At 65.6% G+C, this 16,014-nt stretch carries 14 protein-coding genes and 1 pseudogene; 8 read left to right on the top strand and 7 right to left on the bottom strand.

Translation table 11 applies throughout. The annotated features are described in order from the left end of the window. The first annotated feature begins 431 nt into the window (after positions 1 to 431). Positions 432 to 3,632 (top strand): autotransporter outer membrane beta-barrel domain-containing protein, encoded by a 3,201-nt coding sequence (locus tag ACSFBF_RS33650; RefSeq protein WP_435462741.1) that lies wholly within the window; start codon positions 432 to 434, stop codon positions 3,630 to 3,632. A 268-nt stretch (positions 3,633 to 3,900) separates the two neighbouring features. On the opposite strand, the gene tnpC is transcribed toward ACSFBF_RS33650, so the two are convergent. Beyond that, a complete protein-coding gene (tnpC, locus tag ACSFBF_RS33645; protein WP_435474573.1) occupies positions 3,901 to 4,650 on the bottom strand; it encodes an IS66 family transposase in 750 nt (249 codons plus the stop codon). On the opposite strand from tnpC, the gene ACSFBF_RS33640 reads away from it, so the two are divergent. Then, on the top strand, positions 4,631 to 4,951 hold the full coding sequence (locus tag ACSFBF_RS33640) for a hypothetical protein (protein ID WP_435462743.1): 321 nt from the start codon (positions 4,631 to 4,633) through the stop codon (positions 4,949 to 4,951). The two genes, tnpC and ACSFBF_RS33640, sit on opposite strands and share 20 nt — an antisense overlap. Positions 4,952 to 5,033: 82 nt before the next feature. Next, on the top strand, positions 5,034 to 5,486 hold the full coding sequence (locus ACSFBF_RS33635) for a thioredoxin domain-containing protein (protein ID WP_435462744.1): 453 nt from the start codon (positions 5,034 to 5,036) through the stop codon (positions 5,484 to 5,486). 50 nt (positions 5,487 to 5,536) lie between these two features. Here ACSFBF_RS33635 and ACSFBF_RS33630 read toward each other — a convergent pair. From ACSFBF_RS33630 to ACSFBF_RS33605, 6 genes and pseudogenes are all read right to left on the bottom strand, one after another. After that, a pseudogene (locus ACSFBF_RS33630) lies at positions 5,537 to 5,674 on the bottom strand (PH domain-containing protein); the annotation flags it as partial. Between the two features lie 85 nt (positions 5,675 to 5,759). Continuing rightward, entirely contained in the window at positions 5,760 to 6,620 is an 861-nt protein-coding gene (locus ACSFBF_RS33625) for a hypothetical protein (RefSeq protein ID WP_435462745.1), read from the bottom strand. Positions 6,621 to 6,630: 10 nt separating this feature from the next. Next, positions 6,631 to 7,215, bottom strand: coding sequence for a peptidylprolyl isomerase (locus ACSFBF_RS33620; protein WP_435462746.1), 585 nt, complete (start codon positions 7,213 to 7,215; stop codon positions 6,631 to 6,633). A gap of 34 nt (positions 7,216 to 7,249) precedes the next feature. Then, positions 7,250 to 8,353, bottom strand: coding sequence for a glycerophosphodiester phosphodiesterase family protein (locus tag ACSFBF_RS33615; protein WP_435462747.1), 1,104 nt, complete (start codon positions 8,351 to 8,353; stop codon positions 7,250 to 7,252). A 114-nt stretch (positions 8,354 to 8,467) separates the two neighbouring features. Then, positions 8,468 to 9,388, bottom strand: a complete 921-nt coding sequence (locus tag ACSFBF_RS33610) for a DUF6528 family protein (protein ID WP_435462748.1) — start codon at positions 9,386 to 9,388, stop codon at positions 8,468 to 8,470. Positions 9,389 to 9,519: 131 nt separating this feature from the next. Beyond that, on the bottom strand, positions 9,520 to 10,692 hold the full coding sequence (locus ACSFBF_RS33605) for an ROK family transcriptional regulator (protein WP_435462749.1): 1,173 nt from the start codon (positions 10,690 to 10,692) through the stop codon (positions 9,520 to 9,522). A gap of 176 nt (positions 10,693 to 10,868) precedes the next feature. Here ACSFBF_RS33605 and ACSFBF_RS33600 point away from each other — a divergent pair, with 176 nt between their 5' ends. The 5 genes from ACSFBF_RS33600 to ACSFBF_RS33580 are packed head-to-tail and all read left to right on the top strand — an operon-like array spanning position 10,869 to position 15,997. Next, complete coding sequence (locus ACSFBF_RS33600; RefSeq protein WP_435462750.1) at positions 10,869 to 13,574, top strand: TonB-dependent receptor; 2,706 nt, start codon at positions 10,869 to 10,871, stop codon at positions 13,572 to 13,574. 52 nt (positions 13,575 to 13,626) lie between these two features. Beyond that, complete coding sequence (locus ACSFBF_RS33595; protein WP_435462751.1) at positions 13,627 to 14,427, top strand: MotA/TolQ/ExbB proton channel family protein; 801 nt, start codon at positions 13,627 to 13,629, stop codon at positions 14,425 to 14,427. A 26-nt stretch (positions 14,428 to 14,453) separates the two neighbouring features. Continuing rightward, positions 14,454 to 14,882 (top strand): ExbD/TolR family protein, encoded by a 429-nt coding sequence (locus ACSFBF_RS33590; protein ID WP_435462752.1) that lies wholly within the window; start codon positions 14,454 to 14,456, stop codon positions 14,880 to 14,882. A gap of 3 nt (positions 14,883 to 14,885) precedes the next feature. Continuing rightward, positions 14,886 to 15,320: an ExbD/TolR family protein gene (locus tag ACSFBF_RS33585; RefSeq protein WP_435462753.1), complete on the top strand. Its 435-nt coding sequence runs from the start codon at positions 14,886 to 14,888 to the stop codon at positions 15,318 to 15,320. After that, the gene (locus ACSFBF_RS33580) at positions 15,317 to 15,997 is read left to right on the top strand and encodes an energy transducer TonB (protein ID WP_435462754.1); all 681 of its coding nucleotides are present in this window, start codon (positions 15,317 to 15,319) and stop codon (positions 15,995 to 15,997) included. Before ACSFBF_RS33585 ends, ACSFBF_RS33580 begins: the two co-directional genes overlap by 4 nt. The last annotated feature ends 17 nt before the right edge of the window (positions 15,998 to 16,014 follow it).

Below are 16,014 nucleotides of genomic sequence, written 5' to 3'. Positions count from 1 at the left end.
GGCCGCAAGGGCCTCTCAAACGCATGGGGATGCTCGGTGAGACGAGCTTGCGAGCGCAACGACAAGCACACGCGCTCGCCATCAAGCCAATTTACGACTTGATCAGACCTTCCCTAGGATCAGAGATCGGCGAAATCCAATAATCCCCCGCTTGGAGGCAAGCGCGTTGCGGGGAGCCTCGATTGCCTCGAATTATGAGTGGATGAATTCCATTTTTGCGGGCCAATAAAAGCAAACAAATGTGAACGATTTCGCACTCATAGGCGAAATCCCAAATCCACTGGAAATCTGTCGAGTTGTGTTGTACGAACTTGCAATTGGTTGCATTAGAGTCCGCCCCGGTCAGGAAGGCACACAGCCCGGCCACACCTGTGCCGCGCACACAGTTCATTCCAGTGCGCCATTCGCTATTGACTACCAGGACTCAAGTAATGAATAAGATATTCCGCGTCATCTGGAACGACGCACTCGCTCTTTGGACCGTCGCTTCCGAACTCGGGCGCGGACACGCAAGATCAACCGGGGCCACACGGGGCGTGACGCTGTTCGTGGCCGCTGTGGTGGCGGCGGCTTCATTGCCCGCTTCTGCCGCATGCACGACCGACACGAATGCCAATGCGATCAACTGCACGGGCACCGACCAGACCGCAACAGTGGGCACCGGACTGGCAACTCCGGCAGGCACGGCTGTACTGGTCACGTCGGGCACGACAATCAGCACAGGTAACAGTTCGGGCATCAGCGTCGGCGACACGGCCAGCATCGTCGTCCAGAGCGGGGCCACGGTCCAGAACAACGCCGCCAGCGGCGGCGCGTCGCCCTATGCAGGCATCGGTGCGAACACGATCGAGGTCAACAGCAACAGCACGATCACCATCGAGGCGGGAGGGACTGTCAGCGCCAGCGGCGCGGGCACCAATTCCGAGGCCATCAATCCCGTGGGCAGCGGAAACACCATCACCAACAACGGCACCATCAGTTCTGCGCACACGGCGATCTGGTTCCAGGCGAACAGCGGTGCCAACACCGTCCTGAACACCGGCGCGATCATCGCGGGCGCCGGTACGAGCTCGACCACGACGACCGTCATCGGCGCCAGCGGCACGATGGCCGTCGACTTCACCAACAAGGGCAGTCTCACCGGCTCGCTCGCCTTCGCAGGCGGCGGCGATGCGCTGCGCTGGTACACGGGCGCCTCGATCACTGGCAACATCAGCGGCGGTGCGGGTGCCGACCTGCTCACGCTCAACAGCGACAACAACGCGACCGACACCTTCGCGCCGCTGTCTCTCACCGGTTTCGAAACGCTGGTCAACAACAGCGGCACCTGGAACTTCAATGTGGCGCTGGCACCCGCAGGCATCACGAGCACGACGGTCAATGGCGGCACGCTGATCCTTGGTGCCAACAACAGCGCCTACACGGGCAGCATGACCGTCGGCTCGGGCGGTGTGTTGCAGAGCAGCGCGCAATTCGCGCCGGCGGCGATCACCGACAACGGGCTCGTGCGTTTCGCCCAGCCTGACAACGCAACCTACGCCGGCTTGGTGAGCGGCACGGGTGGCATCGAAAAGACCGGCGCGGGCATGCTCACACTGACACAGGATCAGGCCTTCACCGGCACCACCACGATCAGCGCCGGTGTACTGCAACTGGGCAACGGCGGCACCAGCGGCTCGGTGAAAGGCAACATCGTCGACAACGCGACGCTGCTCATCAACCGCTCGGACGCGCTCACGCTGTCGGGCACGATCAGCGGCACCGGCTCGCTCGTCAAAGAAGGCGCAGGCACCACGACGCTCACCGCGGCCAACAGCTATGACGGCGGCACCGCGCTCAAGCAAGGCCGGCTGAACGTCGGCAACAACCTGGCGCTGGGCACCGGCACGCTGGCGATGGACGACGGCACCACGCTCGGTTTCGCCGCGGACGGCCTGAACCTCGCCAACGCCGTGGTGCTGACCGGCAACAACGACCCGGTGATCGACACCGGCAGCTTCAGCGCCACGCTCAGTGGCAACATCACCGGCGGCGGCTTCATCACCAAGATCGGCAGCGGCACCCTCACGCTCTCGGGCTCCAACAGCTATACCGGCGCGACCGATGTGGCCGAAGGCACCCTGAAGGCCGGCGCCACCGGCACCTTCAGCGCGGCCTCGGCGCACACCGTGCAAAGCGGCGCCACGCTCGACCTTGCAGGCTTCAGCCAGACGGTTGCCTCGCTCGCCAACAGTGGCACTGTCACATTGGTAGGCACCGCACCAGGCACCACCCTCACCGTCAACGGCGCCTATGTCGGCAACAACGGCGTGCTGCGGCTGGGCACCTTCCTGGGCGACAGCACCAGCGTGAGCGACCGGCTGGTGCTCAACGGTGCGAGCGCCTCGGCCAGCGGCAGGACCAGCGTGCAGATCACCCAACTCGGTGGCCTGGGCGCGCTGACCACGGGCAACGGCATCGAGGTGGTCTCGGCGCTCAACGGCGCCACCACCACCGCGCAGACCACCAAGGATGCGTTCACGCTCGCGGGCGGCCACGTGGATGCGGGCGCCTACGAGTACCGCCTGTATGCCGCCGATGCGAGCGGCGCCGGCGAGAACTGGTACCTGCGATCGACCACCACGGCAACGGGCGGTACCGGCACGAGCGCCGTGCAAGTGCCGGCCTACCGTGCCGAAGTCCCGTTGCTCTCCGCGCTGCCCAGCCAGGTGCGCCAGGCGGACCTGGCCATGATCGGCAACCTGCACCAACGCATCGGCGACGACGATGTCAAGGCAGGCGCCGCCGCATCGACCGACACCGAACGCCGCGCCTGGGGCCGCGTGATCGCCACCGACATCGACATCCGCCAGCAAGGCACCGTCGACCCGCACAGCAAGGGCAACGTCAAGGGCTTCCAGGCCGGCACCGATCTGTTTGCCACATCGAACTGGCGTGCCGGCGTCTACGTCGGCCAGCTCGACGGCCGCGTCAGGGTCAGCGGCTTTGCCAGCGGTATCGCCAACCTGGCCGTTGGCTCCAACGACCTGCGCAGCCAGTACCTGGGCGCCTACGGCACCTGGACCGCCGATTCGGGCTTCTACGCCGACGCCGTGCTGCAGGCCGGGCGGCACCGTTACACCGTCGAACCCCTGTCCACTCAGCGCAGCTCGGGCAAGGGCGACAGCCTGACGGCATCCATCGAAGTGGGCCAGGCCTTCGCCATGGGCGAGAGCGGCTGGAAGATCGAGCCGCAATTGCAGCTGATTCACCAGCACCTCAGCCTGGACGACATCGCGATCTCCGGTGCGAGCGTGCGGCAGGACAGCGACGATGGCTGGATCGCGCGCGTCGGCGTGCGCGTGAAGGGCGAGATCTCCACGAGCCTCGGCACGCTGCAGCCGTACGGCCGCTTCAACATCTACAAGGCGAGTGGCGGCGCCGACGTCGCCCGCTTCATCGGACCTGCCGCCACGACCGACATCACGGGCCGCAGCGGCTCTACCGTCAGCGAACTGGCCGGCGGCCTCACCCTGGCGCTGAATGAGACGACCAGCGTCTACGGCGAAGTCGGCAAGCTGTGGGCCTCGGGCGGCGCGACGGATGTGAAGACTTCCGTGCAGGGCTCCATCGGGCTGCGCATGAAGTGGTGAGGACCCACCGCACTATGGATCAGTTCCTGGCGCGGTGCATCTCAAGCATCAGGAGGCATTGTTGGCTCCAGCAAGCCGCCTCGATCACCCGGCCTTCTTCGTAAACGGGTGGTAGCCAGCGAAGGCATCAGCTTGCAGGATTCCCCTGAAGTGCCGCAGGTGGCGTACCGGATGTTTCGCCCTTGCGGTTCGCCGAGTATTGGAACCACACCGCCGGGGGCGCTGTGTCACCGCCGGGTCGGTCGTCCCTTACGTACACCCACAGGCGTCAGGTGCGAGCCTTGGCACCCGCGCCGCCGAGCACGCGGATCGGCGTGTCGTCGCCGTGGATCTTGTCGGCCGCCAACACGTGGTGGCCAATGGCTTCGGCCAGCGGGCTCAGCAGGCGTGCCGCTTGGGCCACCCAGTCGGCCAGGGTCGAGCGCTGCAGCTCCACGCCCTCACGGGCGTAGATCTGGCACAGCCGATACAAGGGTGTGTGATCGCAATACTTGCTCACCAGCACGTGCGCGAGCAAGCCGGTGCCGGCCATGCAGCGATCGATGGGGCGGCTCGGCGCTGGCGCCTGGGTGATCGTGCAGCAGCGCGTGCGGGCGAGCTTGGGGCGAACGTGTCGCACGACATGGAAGCTGCCCGGCTCGTAGTCGAGTACCTCCGAGACGTCCTGGCCGATCTCGCGAAGGCCGCAGCCGCAGGCCTCGCAGTCGCAACCGCTGTGCGGCGTGTGCACCACGGTGCACCGCGGTAGATGCGCTGGCAGATCACGCGTTCCGGTGCGCTCTCGTGCCCGACGCTTCTTGCGACCCTGCTCGATGGACGTGATGTTGGAATGGTGCTCGCCGTCTTCGGCGCCGGCGCCCTCGGCCTGCGTCGGGTTCAATGCTGGCTGCGCGATCTGGCCGCCCACAAGTTCAAGCTGGGCGTGCTCGAGTTGCTCGCTGGAGCGACCGTACTTCATGCGACGCAAGTACGCCACTTCGACCTTGAGCTTCTCGACGGTGAGCAGCGCGATCTTCAATGCCTCTTGCAAGCGCTGCACCTCGCCGCTGGCCGAGTCCGAGAGCACGCGCCATGCCGGCTGGGTGTGGCAAGCGCTGACCGGAGTGCCGCTGCCTGCCCGCGACGCCGAGGCCACCGCGAGCAAAGGCATCGCCGACGCGGGGCTCGACGATGACGACGGCCTGCCATGGCCCGACGTGGAGGCCGTAAGGGCGAGTGCCACGGCGTGGCCCACGGGGCGGAGGTTGCTGTTGGGGCGCGTGCTCGATGCAGACTTTGCCGGTCAACTGATCGAAGCCGAACTGCAAGGGGTTGCGTAATTGGCGTTGATGCGGACAGGCGCCATTCGTCGCCAATGCGCATCGGTTTTCGTCGCGTGCCTGACGGTGAGTGGACTTCGCCATGAGTACGAAGCTGCTAGACCCGTGGCGGGACGCCGCGGCCATTGCGAACGCGCTGCGCGGCCCAACGGCGCTGCTCGTCGTCGTTCTCAGCGCCGAGAGCTGGTGTCAGAAGTGTCGCGACTTCAAACCGCGGTACGAGCAGGTGGCTGCCGATGCGAGAGCCATCGGGGTCTGGCTGTGGCTTGACCTCGAGGAACATGCGGAGTTTTTGGCGGGCTATGTGTCGGATGATTTGCCGTGGGTGTTGGCATACCGGGGCAAGACGTTGTGGCGGTCGCAGGCGGTGAAGGAGATGGCTGCTTTGCAGCGCTTGTTCGACCTTCATCCCGTGGACGAAGATGTGCTTGCGGCTCAGGCCTCGGCTGGCGCAAGGGAGATACCATCAACCTGCCACTGGCTCGCGGTGATCGGGCATCTCTGCGAGCTGACGTCCGGGATTTGGGAACCATGAGATAGCGCAGGCGCGCCGACCGGACACTCCGCCAGCACCCGACGTTCAACTCATCTGAGCACGTAGCTCGTCAGCACGCTCTGCATCTCGCAGATGCTGAACTTCCTGTCGGATTGCTTCCGGATAGGAGCGGCCGTCCCCGAGAGCCATACCTTGAACTCGGCATGGAGATCGAAGGTACCAGCAACCGGGGAGAAAAACCGCTCAGGAACCGCCTCGGTGCCGACCGCTGTCGCTCTTCATACCCAGGCTTGCAGGGTTGGCGGCAGCGTGTCATCGAGTGCAACAGTGCTCGAAGAGTGACTTCGATACCGCCAGCACGCGTTGCCTGGTGGTTTCGTCCATGTCGTCGAGGACTTCGACACTGCCAGCTAAGTGCTCATCGGATGGGAACGGCACACTGGGCAGCTGGTATGACACCAGTCGCCATGCCGCCGCCTGCACCGGGTCGGAAAAGGGCGGCAGCGGCGAGGACAGCAACTGGTCAAGCGCCGTCATTGATTCCTGGTGCCCCTGGAGCGCCAGCGTCTCCAGTTCCGAGATGATGGTCTTGGCTTCGCTCTCGTCGACGGGGATGAATTCCGGCTCTTCACCTAGCCCGCGATCCCGGAGTGCGCCATTCAGCAGGGCCTCGCCACGTCTGCGCAGCAGGAGCCCCTGTGCGTCCAGGTTTCCATTCGACGCAGCAGTTCGCAACAGTTGATCGACCTGGCGATATTCGCTGGGGCCGACCTTCCGGCATTCGGCGTTCCTTGCATTGGCCTCTTGCATCAAATGCGCCGCAAGCGCGCCGCTCGGGTCGATGTCGTAGGCCTCGTCGGGCGAGCTTGTGTCTGGCGCGGCTTCTTTCGCCTGCTGCTCGCAATTGGCGTACAGCACGGCGGCCTCATAGCTTCGTTGGACATCGACAGTCGCCGGACTCGATGGCGGTTGAATCGGCATGGTCATTGCTGCCACCAACGAGCGTCGATTCACTTCGTCCGCATAGCGCCTCGCCGCCGAATCGACGGGCGCGCTTCGCTCACCGACGCTCGGCTGTTCCGGCGTGTCCTGGCAAGCGATGAACACTGCGACAGCCGCCGACACAGCGATCACAGCCACGACCGTTGCTTTCAGCTTTGCACGATGGCGCATGACGTTCGACTCAATCCGCCGGAGAACGAGGCAGAGCCTCGCCTCGCAATTGAAGCTCGATCAGCCCTCTGGCCGTTTCGAGCGTGGCGGCGTGCTTTTCTTCCAGCTTGATGAGGTGGTATCCGCTCGCCCCCCGGACTGGCTTCGACACTTCGCCGACAGTCAGCGTGCGGACCGCGACGACGAATTCGTCGGCCAGATAGAGGCCAAAGATCGACGACAGCTCGCCGCCCAACGGCACGGTCGCGGCGTCGTCGGACGCGACGCGCGCCAGGCTCGCGAAGTCCGCTCCCGCGTCGAGCTTGCGCTTGAGCATCCGGGCCCGCGTCAGTGCCTGGGATTCAGACCGCTGCGTTTTGGGTCTTGCCTTCGCGTCGGCGGTTTGCGCCGCGATGAAGATGTGGCTCAAGCGGTACTCGTCGTACACCCACGGTTGTGCCTCGAACTGGCGCTTGATTTCGGATTCGCGAATGGCTGCGCTGTCTGCGCGCGCCGTCGCGGGCTCCGCGGCACAGGCCCTCGAATGAAGGCCCAAGCTTGCCGCGGCCAGTACCAGTGCGGCAAACAGACACCGCGCGCGTTCAACACTTGCCATGGGGCAGTCTCCGGGAGCGTGGCCTCAGGGCCATTCAATGGACGTGCGAGACACGTTTGCCGTGATCCCCGAGAAAGCGGTTCACGCCCACGGGGTCGTCGGTGGTGATGAGCCCAAAGCCCTGATAGAGGAGGTAGCCCTGGTCTCCGCGGTGATCGGCTGTGTCCTTCCCGCCCGAGTATGAGAAGAAGAGGTCAGAGAGCCGGTAGCAGCATTGCCCCGTGTTTTGGTAGAACTGTCCGGACACGGGACCGTCCGGGATCGCATGGAATACGCCCACGCGTTTGCCGGCCCTCTTGGCCGTATCCATCTGCCCCTGGAGCAGGCCGCCATCCTGCTTCACGTTGATTTCCAGGGTGTTGACGTACCCCTGCCAGGCAGCTCTGCTGCTCGGCACGTCGATCTTGGACAGCATGTTCGTGGTGAACACGGGGATCGCCGTGATGTACTTGGCATTGCCAATGAACGCCGACGGTGTAGGGAACAACGTCGCGTTCACCTTGACGGCAACCACGTCGTCCGGGCGGCCGAACTTTTGCAGTGCGATCGTGTGGACCGCTCTGACGGCATCGGCCGTCTTTGTGTCGAAGACCATCGGGACGGTCATGCCCTGGCTCTTCCAGTAATCGAAGAGTTGGTCGAGGCGCGGCGGGTGGTAGCCGGTGGCGACGCTTCGATCGGGTGTGAGCAAACCGAGCCGCTCGATCGTGCTCCAGGCTACGGTGCTCACCGCGGGGTTCTGCCCCTGATTGGTCATGGGGTTGTACTTGGATCCCCCCATGACGGCATACACGTTGGTTGTCCTGCCGAGATTGAAGTCGTGCATCAGGATGGGTACGCCGTCCTTTGTCACCTTGACGTCCAACTCGACGCCATCCATGCATTTGAGGTCGGCCTGAGACAGGGACCCTCTGGAGTTTTCGGGCAGGGAAGGGATGCCTGCGTACTTTCCCCAGAGCCCACGGTGTGCCAGCACGAGCGTGTCGGCGGTATAGCTGGTGCCGAGAATTTCCCGCATCTTGGTCGTCGTGTTGCCGCAGGACGCGAAGGCGAATTGAGGCGCCGCGCAGGCGGCCGCCAGCAGCGCGAGAGCGAAGGTCTTCGCCGGGTTCAGTTTTCGAAGGCTGTGGTGTTGCATGGTGGAGGGAGGGATTGAAGGTGTTGGAGTAGGGCCCTGGCGCATCCTAATAATTCACTGTGACTGAATTATTAAATCGGACTGGGCAAAGAACTTTCTGCGAGGCCGGTGCCGTCATGGCGCCTGGTGGTCAGGGAGCCAGCGCACCTTGTAGAGCCGGATGTCCGGCACGGCGATGGCGCCTTCGGGCGCGAGCAGCCGGATGTGGTGGGACCACCAGCGCTCCTCGGGCTGCTGAAAGGCGATGCGGCCGGTGCGCGCTTCGACGCTGACGGCCTTGATGTTGCGCCGGCCGGCCAGCGGCGCATAGGCCGCGTAGACGCCGGTATCGGGGTCGAACTGCCAGACGCCGTCGTCGGTGCTCAGGACCAGTTCGCGGTCGCCCGGGAGACGGGCGAGGTCGTGTCCATCCGCCTTGCCCGGCAGCGGCCAGGACGCCACCAATGCCAGCCGCGGCGTCGGGGGGTCCCAGTCCGCCAGCTTGTACGCCCTGACGGCCTCGTGGCCCAGGGCATAGAGCAGGGATCGGCGCTCGTCCCACACGACGCCATGGCCCGAGTACAGCTCGGTGGCATGGAGCATGCGGCCCGGCAGGTTCGCGTCATAGATCTCGATGCGGTTGCCCTGCGGTGCGAGGGATGCAGCCACGGCGATGCGATGGCCCGGCAGCATCTCGGCGGAATGCGCCATGGCCACCTGTGCCCAGAACGTGGCATGGCCGGTCTGCAGGTCGACCAGTGCAACACCGCCCGTCGATGCCGTGACCAGGACCGCACTGGCGTCGAGAACAGGCTTGCATTCATCGATCTTGTCGAACAGCCCCGATTTGTAGGCCTCGGGCATGTTGCCGTCGGTTCGTGCGGACCATGACCATGTCACGGTCGAACGATCGCCGTCGACTTCGTACTTGCGAACCGCATCGCTGCCGCAGGCCAGAAGCGCAGCGCCGTGCGAGCTTGCGCCGAACAGCAGCGCCGAAGCGAGAAACAGCGCGGCGCGAACCTTGCCCGCAGGGTGGACCGGCAATGGAGACATGACAGTGATCCTTCGAATGAGTGCGAGAGCGGTGGGGCAAGCCGCCAAGACACCGAACCGCCGCCAGTCTATTTAATCACTGTGACTGAATTATTAAGGGCGAAGGAGGTTCACGCACGCCGATCACGCAATCACAGGAAGAAGTGCTCCTTGAACGGCAGTGCGGCCGCGCCGATGGCCGTGGCATCGCTGGGGGCCTCGGCCGGCACGAGGCGTGGTTCGGGCCGCTTGCGCCCGCGCCGGGGCTTGTTGTCGATGGTCGAGCCGGCGATCAGGCGTTCGGCCAGCGCCCGCGGCAGGCGCCCGCCGTAGACGATGGCGTCGGGGTCGAGCAACGCGACGATGGCCGAGACGATCAGCGACATCGCGGGACGCGCACGCTCCAGCCATCGGTCGCAGGCCGGCCAGTGGGGGTTGAACTGCGCCAGCATCGCGCCGATGTCCGCGAAGGCCAGGCCGTCCGAGGCCAGCATTTCGCGCAGCAGTTCCAGCGTGGGTGCCTCGATGCCCGGTATCGACAGCATGCCGGCGACTTCGCCTGCGTTGCCATGGGCGCCCCGGACGCATCGGCCATTGACGATCAGGCCGCCCCCCAGGCCCAGGCTGAAGTACAGATAGACGAAGTTGCGCGCCCAGCGCCCCACGCCCAGCATGCTCTCTCCGACGGCGGCCACGGTGCCGTCGTTGTCCAGCCACACGGGATGGCCCAGCTCCCGGGTGAGCAGCTCGTCCAGATCGACCAGCGCGAGATCGTCCAGCGGCGAGGGGGAGTTCACCCGGCGGCCTTCGCCCACGAAGAAGCCGGTGATGCCCACGCCCAGGCCGAACAGCCGCTCCGGCAAGACCTTGTGCGTGTGCAGCAGCGTCTGCGTGTGCTGGCGCAGCACCGCGACCAGCTTGCTGCGATCGAGGTTCGGGGTCTGCTCGTGTTTTTGCCCGAGCACATTGCCCGCGAAGTCGACGATGGCCGAGCTGACGCTGTCCGTGGTGATCGAAAAGCCGATCGTGCAGGCGTGGCCGGGCACCAGTTCGACCGCCTGGCTGGGCTTGCCCCGGCCTTCACGCGGCAAGGTCTCACCAAGGTGAAGCAAGCCGCGGTCGCGCAACTCGTCGACCAGCCGCATCACCGACTGCGCCGTCAGGCCGGTGGCACGCACGAGGTCTGCGCGGGACATCCGCCCCTGGCGACGGACCAGATCGAGCAGCTCCCGCTCGTTGGGGCTGGCCACCACGGGGTCGGCCGGCGTACGCCAGAACGCCGGTGGCGGCGTGCCCGTGTCGGGGCGGTGCAAGTCATCTTCCATGCGGCGAGTTTATATACATGAAGGTGACATAAATAAGAAAAAGACTGCGCATTCTCTTTTTCTTACAGCATCAGTGCTCTTTTTAATAATTCAGTCACAGTGAATAAATAGAGTCGTGACCGTTGTCAGGGCGATGCGCGCCCTTCTCACGAACCCCTTATTCATCTGGAGCCTTCATGCAAGCATTGTTCAGCCGGGCCGCACTGCTGAGCGCCCCTTTCGTCCTGGGCGTCCTGCCGCTTTCCGTAACCCAGGCCTGGGCGCAGGCACAGCCTGCTCCCTCGCCGGTGTCGTCCGCGGAGCCCTCCGCCCCTGCCACGGAACTGGCGCCCGTGGTCATCACGGGGCGCGCCCTGTCGGCGAAGAAGGCGATCGCGGAGAAGCGCGCCGAGCGCGTCGTGTCGGACGGCGTGTCTTCCGACGAGGTCGGCTCGATTCCCGATTTTGGCCTGGGCGAGGCGCTGCAGCGCGTGCCCGGCGTGTCGATGATCGTCAACAACGGCCGCGGCGAGGCGCAATTCATGACGCTGCGCGGCTTCAACCCCGACTACAACAGCGTCACGATCGACGGCATCGCACTGCCCGCGACGGAAACCACGCGCCGCGTCGTTTCGCTGGACGTCATTCCTGCGTCGCTGGCCAGCCAGGTGTCGGTCTACAAGACCTTCACGCCGGAGATGGAAGGCAACGCCATCGGCGGCCTGACGAACCTGCGCACGCGCAGCGCATTCGACAATCCCGGGCAGCACTTTTCGCTGCGTACCGATCTGTCGGACTGGACCAATCACCGGCGCCTCGACGGATCATCGCCTTCCGGACAACTCGAAGGCACGATGAGTACCACCTTCGGCGAGCACAACGAATTCGGTGCGCTGCTGTCGGGCAGCTATTTCCGGCGGGTCTCGTCGTCATTGAACACCGCGATCGACAGCTACAGCTTCTACCCCAAGGGCGGCGCGCAGACCAACGCGGCCAAGCTCAACCCCGCCACCGCGGACGTCAGCAATGCCATTGCCTTCCCCGACCGCCTGCGCTGGCTGACCTACGACAACATCCGCGAGCGCAAGAGCCTGTTCGGCAAGCTCGAATACGACAACCACAGCAACTTCCGCGCGCACCTGACAGGCGGCTGGTTCCAGCACCTGAACGACGAAGACCGTCGCGCGCAGTGGCTGCAGAACACCACCACCGCCTCTTCGCCCGTGACGGTCAACGGCCTGACCGGCAGCGCCGCGAGTGGCCAGTCGCAGACCGACTACGCCAAGTTCGACCAGAACCGCCAGCTGCGCTATGTCGAGGCCGGGGTCGAATACCAGCCCTGGGACCGCGGCCTGATCGACGTGACGTACAACCAAGCCAGCGGCAGCTATCGGCAGGACTCCAAGCTGCACACCTTCGCGACCGGCAACAGCACGGCGTTGGGCTACGACTACACGCTGGTGCCCGGAGCCGTGCCGGTCTTCACGCCCAGGAACGGCAGCGCCCTCTATGACACGAGCCGCTACAACCTGACGGAAAACACCTCGCAGGTCGAGCAGTCGACCACGCACCAGCACACGCTCAAGGTCAACCTCAGCCACAACCTGGAGGACGGCGCGCAGGGGTGGGGCTTCAAGACCGGCTTCCAGCTGCGGGACCTGACGAAGAACTACAACTTCGACGAGCAGCGTTTCAACCCCGCCACCGGCCGGCCGATCACGCTGGCGCAGGTCGGCGCCAGCAGTGCGATGGTGGTTCCCTACGACAGCAACGGGCGCTCGCTGCTGCTGGTGGATCCGACGCTTGCCCAGGCCTACTTCATTGCCCATCCGGGCCGCTACACGCTGTCCCCTGATCAGGTGGCGCGCAGCACGTCGCAGGACTTCGATGTTTCCGAGCGCATCAGCGCCGCCTACGGCATGGCGGCCTATCAGCTGGAGAACTTCACCGCGACCGCCGGCGCCCGCGTCGAGCATGCCGCCACGCGCATCGAAACCTGGATGCCCACGCCGCTGAACCAGTCCACCACCTACGGGCAGACATCGCAATCGTCCAGCCGCACCGACATGCTGCCTTCGGTGAACCTGAGCTGGGACATCCAGCCCGACCTGCGCCTGCGCACCGGCCTGGGCCGTTCGCTGGCGCGTCCGATCTACTCGGACCTGGGGCAGAACTCCAGCTCCGTCGCCGGCAACATCATCACCACGACCCAGGCCAACCCGGACCTGCAGCCGCGCAAGTCCCGCAACCTCGACGCTTCGCTCGAGTGGCATCCTTCGCTCGATTCGATGGTGTCGGTGGCACTGTTCGACAAGAACATCTCCAACGAAATCGCACGCCTGACCTCGACCAACAACCTGATGATCGGTGGCGCCAGCTACACGCAGAATCTGACGCAGGCCTCCAACGTCGGGACGGCCAAGGTCAACGGCCTGGAGCTCGGCGCGACCGATGTGCACTTCGACTTCCTGCCGGCGCCTTTCAACGCTTTCGGGGGGGCCGCGAACTTCACGTTCATGAACCAGAAGCCCGCGAGCGTGCGCATGAGCAACGGCACCAGCCGCGCCATGCCCCAGATGCAGGATTCGCCCACGCGCATGGCCAACCTGGCCCTGTTGTGGGGTCGCGGCGCATGGAGCGGGCAGGTCGCCTACAACTACACCGGCAAGACCCTGACCTCCCTGTCGACCACCAACTCGGCACTGGACATCTACTACGCCGCGATCAAGACGGTCGACATGCAGGTGCGCTACCAGTACAGCAAGGCGTTGTCCTTCGCCCTGCAGGCGAAGAACCTCACCGGCGCGAAGCTGCGCCGCGTGACGGGTCCGGGGCAATCCCTGCTCAACCAGGAGATCGACAACGGCAAGTCGTACTGGTTCGGCATGACCTATGCGCTCTGACGGCGCAACGCATGGCCCGCACTTTGACCACTCAACCCATTCGCTCCAACCCATGAAGAAACAACGCCGACTTCCCGAGCGTGCGCGGCACGCGCTGCACCGCTTCGCCACCCTTGCTGCATGCGGCATGTGCCTTGGCTCGCAAGCCTTCGCTGCAACCCCGGCCACCGTCGGCAACCCCTACGGCTTCGACGCGCTGTGGAGCCAGGGCGACCTGGTGGCCCGGACGGTGCTCGTGATCCTGGCGATCATGAGCATGGGCACCTGGTACCTCATCGTGACCAAGCTGCTCGAGCAGGGCAAGATGAAGCGCCAGGCGGCCAACGCAGGGCGTGAATTCTGGAGTGCCCACAGCACCGAAGAGGGCGTCGAAAAGCTGGCCGACGGCAGCCCCTTTCGCTTCATTGCAGATGCAGGCCTGAACGCCACCCGCAAGCATGCGGGGCTGCAGGCCAAGGTCGACTTCTGCGACTGGGTGGAGCTGTCCATCCACCGCGCCACCGAGCGCGTGCAGCGGCGCCTGGGCAACGGCATGTCGTTCCTCGCGACGGTGGGGTCCACCTCGCCCTTCATCGGGCTGTTCGGCACGGTCTGGGGCATCTACCATGCGCTCACCGCCATCGGTGTGGCGGGGCAGGCCAGCATCGACAAGGTCGCCGGTCCGGTGGGCGAGGCGCTGATCATGACCGCCATCGGCCTGGCCGTCGCGGTGCCCGCGGTCCTGGGCTACAACTGGCTGCTGCGCCGCAATGTCGGCGTGATGGACGAGGTGCGCGACTTCGGCGGCGAACTGCACGCGGCGCTGCTTCTGTACACGACGCAGCTCGTATCGCCCCCAAGGCAGGCCGCATGACGCGTCTTTGAGACCGGAGCAACGCGATGGCCATGAACATCCCCGCTGCCGATGGCGACGAAGACCAGGTCGTCTCGGCGATCAACACCACACCGCTGGTGGACGTGATGTTGGTGCTGCTGATCATCTTCCTGATTACGATCCCGGTTGCGAACCATGCGGTGCCGGTGGATCTGCCCAAGGAGCGCAACGAAGTGCGCGTGAGCAAGGCGGAGGACGTCGTGATTTCGGTGGACGCCCGCGGTGACATCTACTGGCTCGACAGCCGCCTGCCCGACGACGCGGCGCTGGCCGGGCGGCTGCGCGCAGTGGCCGCGATGAACCCGCAGCCCGAAGTGCAGATCCGCGGCGACGGCGCGAGCGACTACGAGCCCGTGGGCCGGGTCATCGACGCCTGCCAGAGCGCCGGCATTGCCAAGGTGGGCTTCATCACCGAACCTCCGGCCAACGACTGAACCATGCGCAAGAACAGGAAAACCCCACGCCACTGCGCTGCGGCAGACGCGCCGGTCGCGGACATCAACACCACGCCCTTGATCGACGTGATGCTGGTGCTGTTGATCATGCTGATCATCACCATCCCGGTCCAGTTGCACGCGGTCAATCTGAACATGCCCACGGTCAGTGCGCCGCCCAGTGAACCCAGGCCCGAAGTGCTGCACGTCGACGTCAGCGCCGCCGGCGTGGTGGCGTGGAACGGCGAGCCGCTGGCCGACCGGGCCGAGCTCGTGCGCCGCATGGAACAGCTCGTCGCGCGGCCCGATCAGCCGCCGGTGTACCTGCGGCCGGACCGCAAGGCGAAATACGAGGTGGTCGCTGCCGTGCTGGCCGCGGCGCAGCGCACCGGCCTGACCCGGATCGGCATCGTCAGCTCACAGGCGCTGGCTCCATGAGCGCGACCATGCCTGCTGCGAGCCTCGGCCGCGTGAAGGACTTCAAGCCAGCGAACCGCTTCGGCCCCGCGGGCCTGGCGGTGATGGTGGGGCTACACCTGCTGATCGGCTATGCGCTGGTCACCGGGCTGGCGCGCAAGGCGGTGGAGGCCGTCGCCCGGAAGCCGCTGGAAGCCGTCATCGTCCAGGAGGTGAAGCCGCCGAAGGTCGAGAAGATCGTCGAGGCCCGCAAGACGCCAACGCCGCAGCCGGCCCGCGCGCCGCGGCCCGAGGTCGTGCGAACGCCCGCGCCTGTTCCCGTGCCGGCACCGGCGCCTCCCGTCGTTGCGATGCAGAGTCCCGAACCAGCCCCTGCACCGGCACCATCGCCGCCGGCCGCACCAGTGCCATCCCCCACGCCGGCCCGGGCGGCATCGTCGAGTGTGGGCGTGGTGTGCCCGGGTTACCAGGCCGCGCTGCAGAGCGGGCTGGCCGGCGTCTTCGAGCGGGTTGGTCTGGCCGCCACGGTCAAGGTGCAGTTCCGCGTGCGCGGCGACGCCGTGCTCGACGTGAACCTGCTGTCGGGCCCGCGCGAATACCAGCGCGCGGTTCAGGCCGCGGTGCGCCGCTTCACCTGCAAGTCCGAAGGTGCAGAGGAAGCGCTCGTTGTCTTCGACGTCAATTTCCGTGCCGAATAGCCGGCAACCCGGGTCCG

It is taken from the genome of Variovorax nivicola (genome assembly GCF_051216475.1).
Taxonomy (GTDB): domain Bacteria; phylum Pseudomonadota; class Gammaproteobacteria; order Burkholderiales; family Burkholderiaceae_C; genus Variovorax.
The sequence above is the reverse complement of the archived record's forward strand: the minus strand, read 5'-3'. Positions and strand labels throughout refer to the sequence as shown.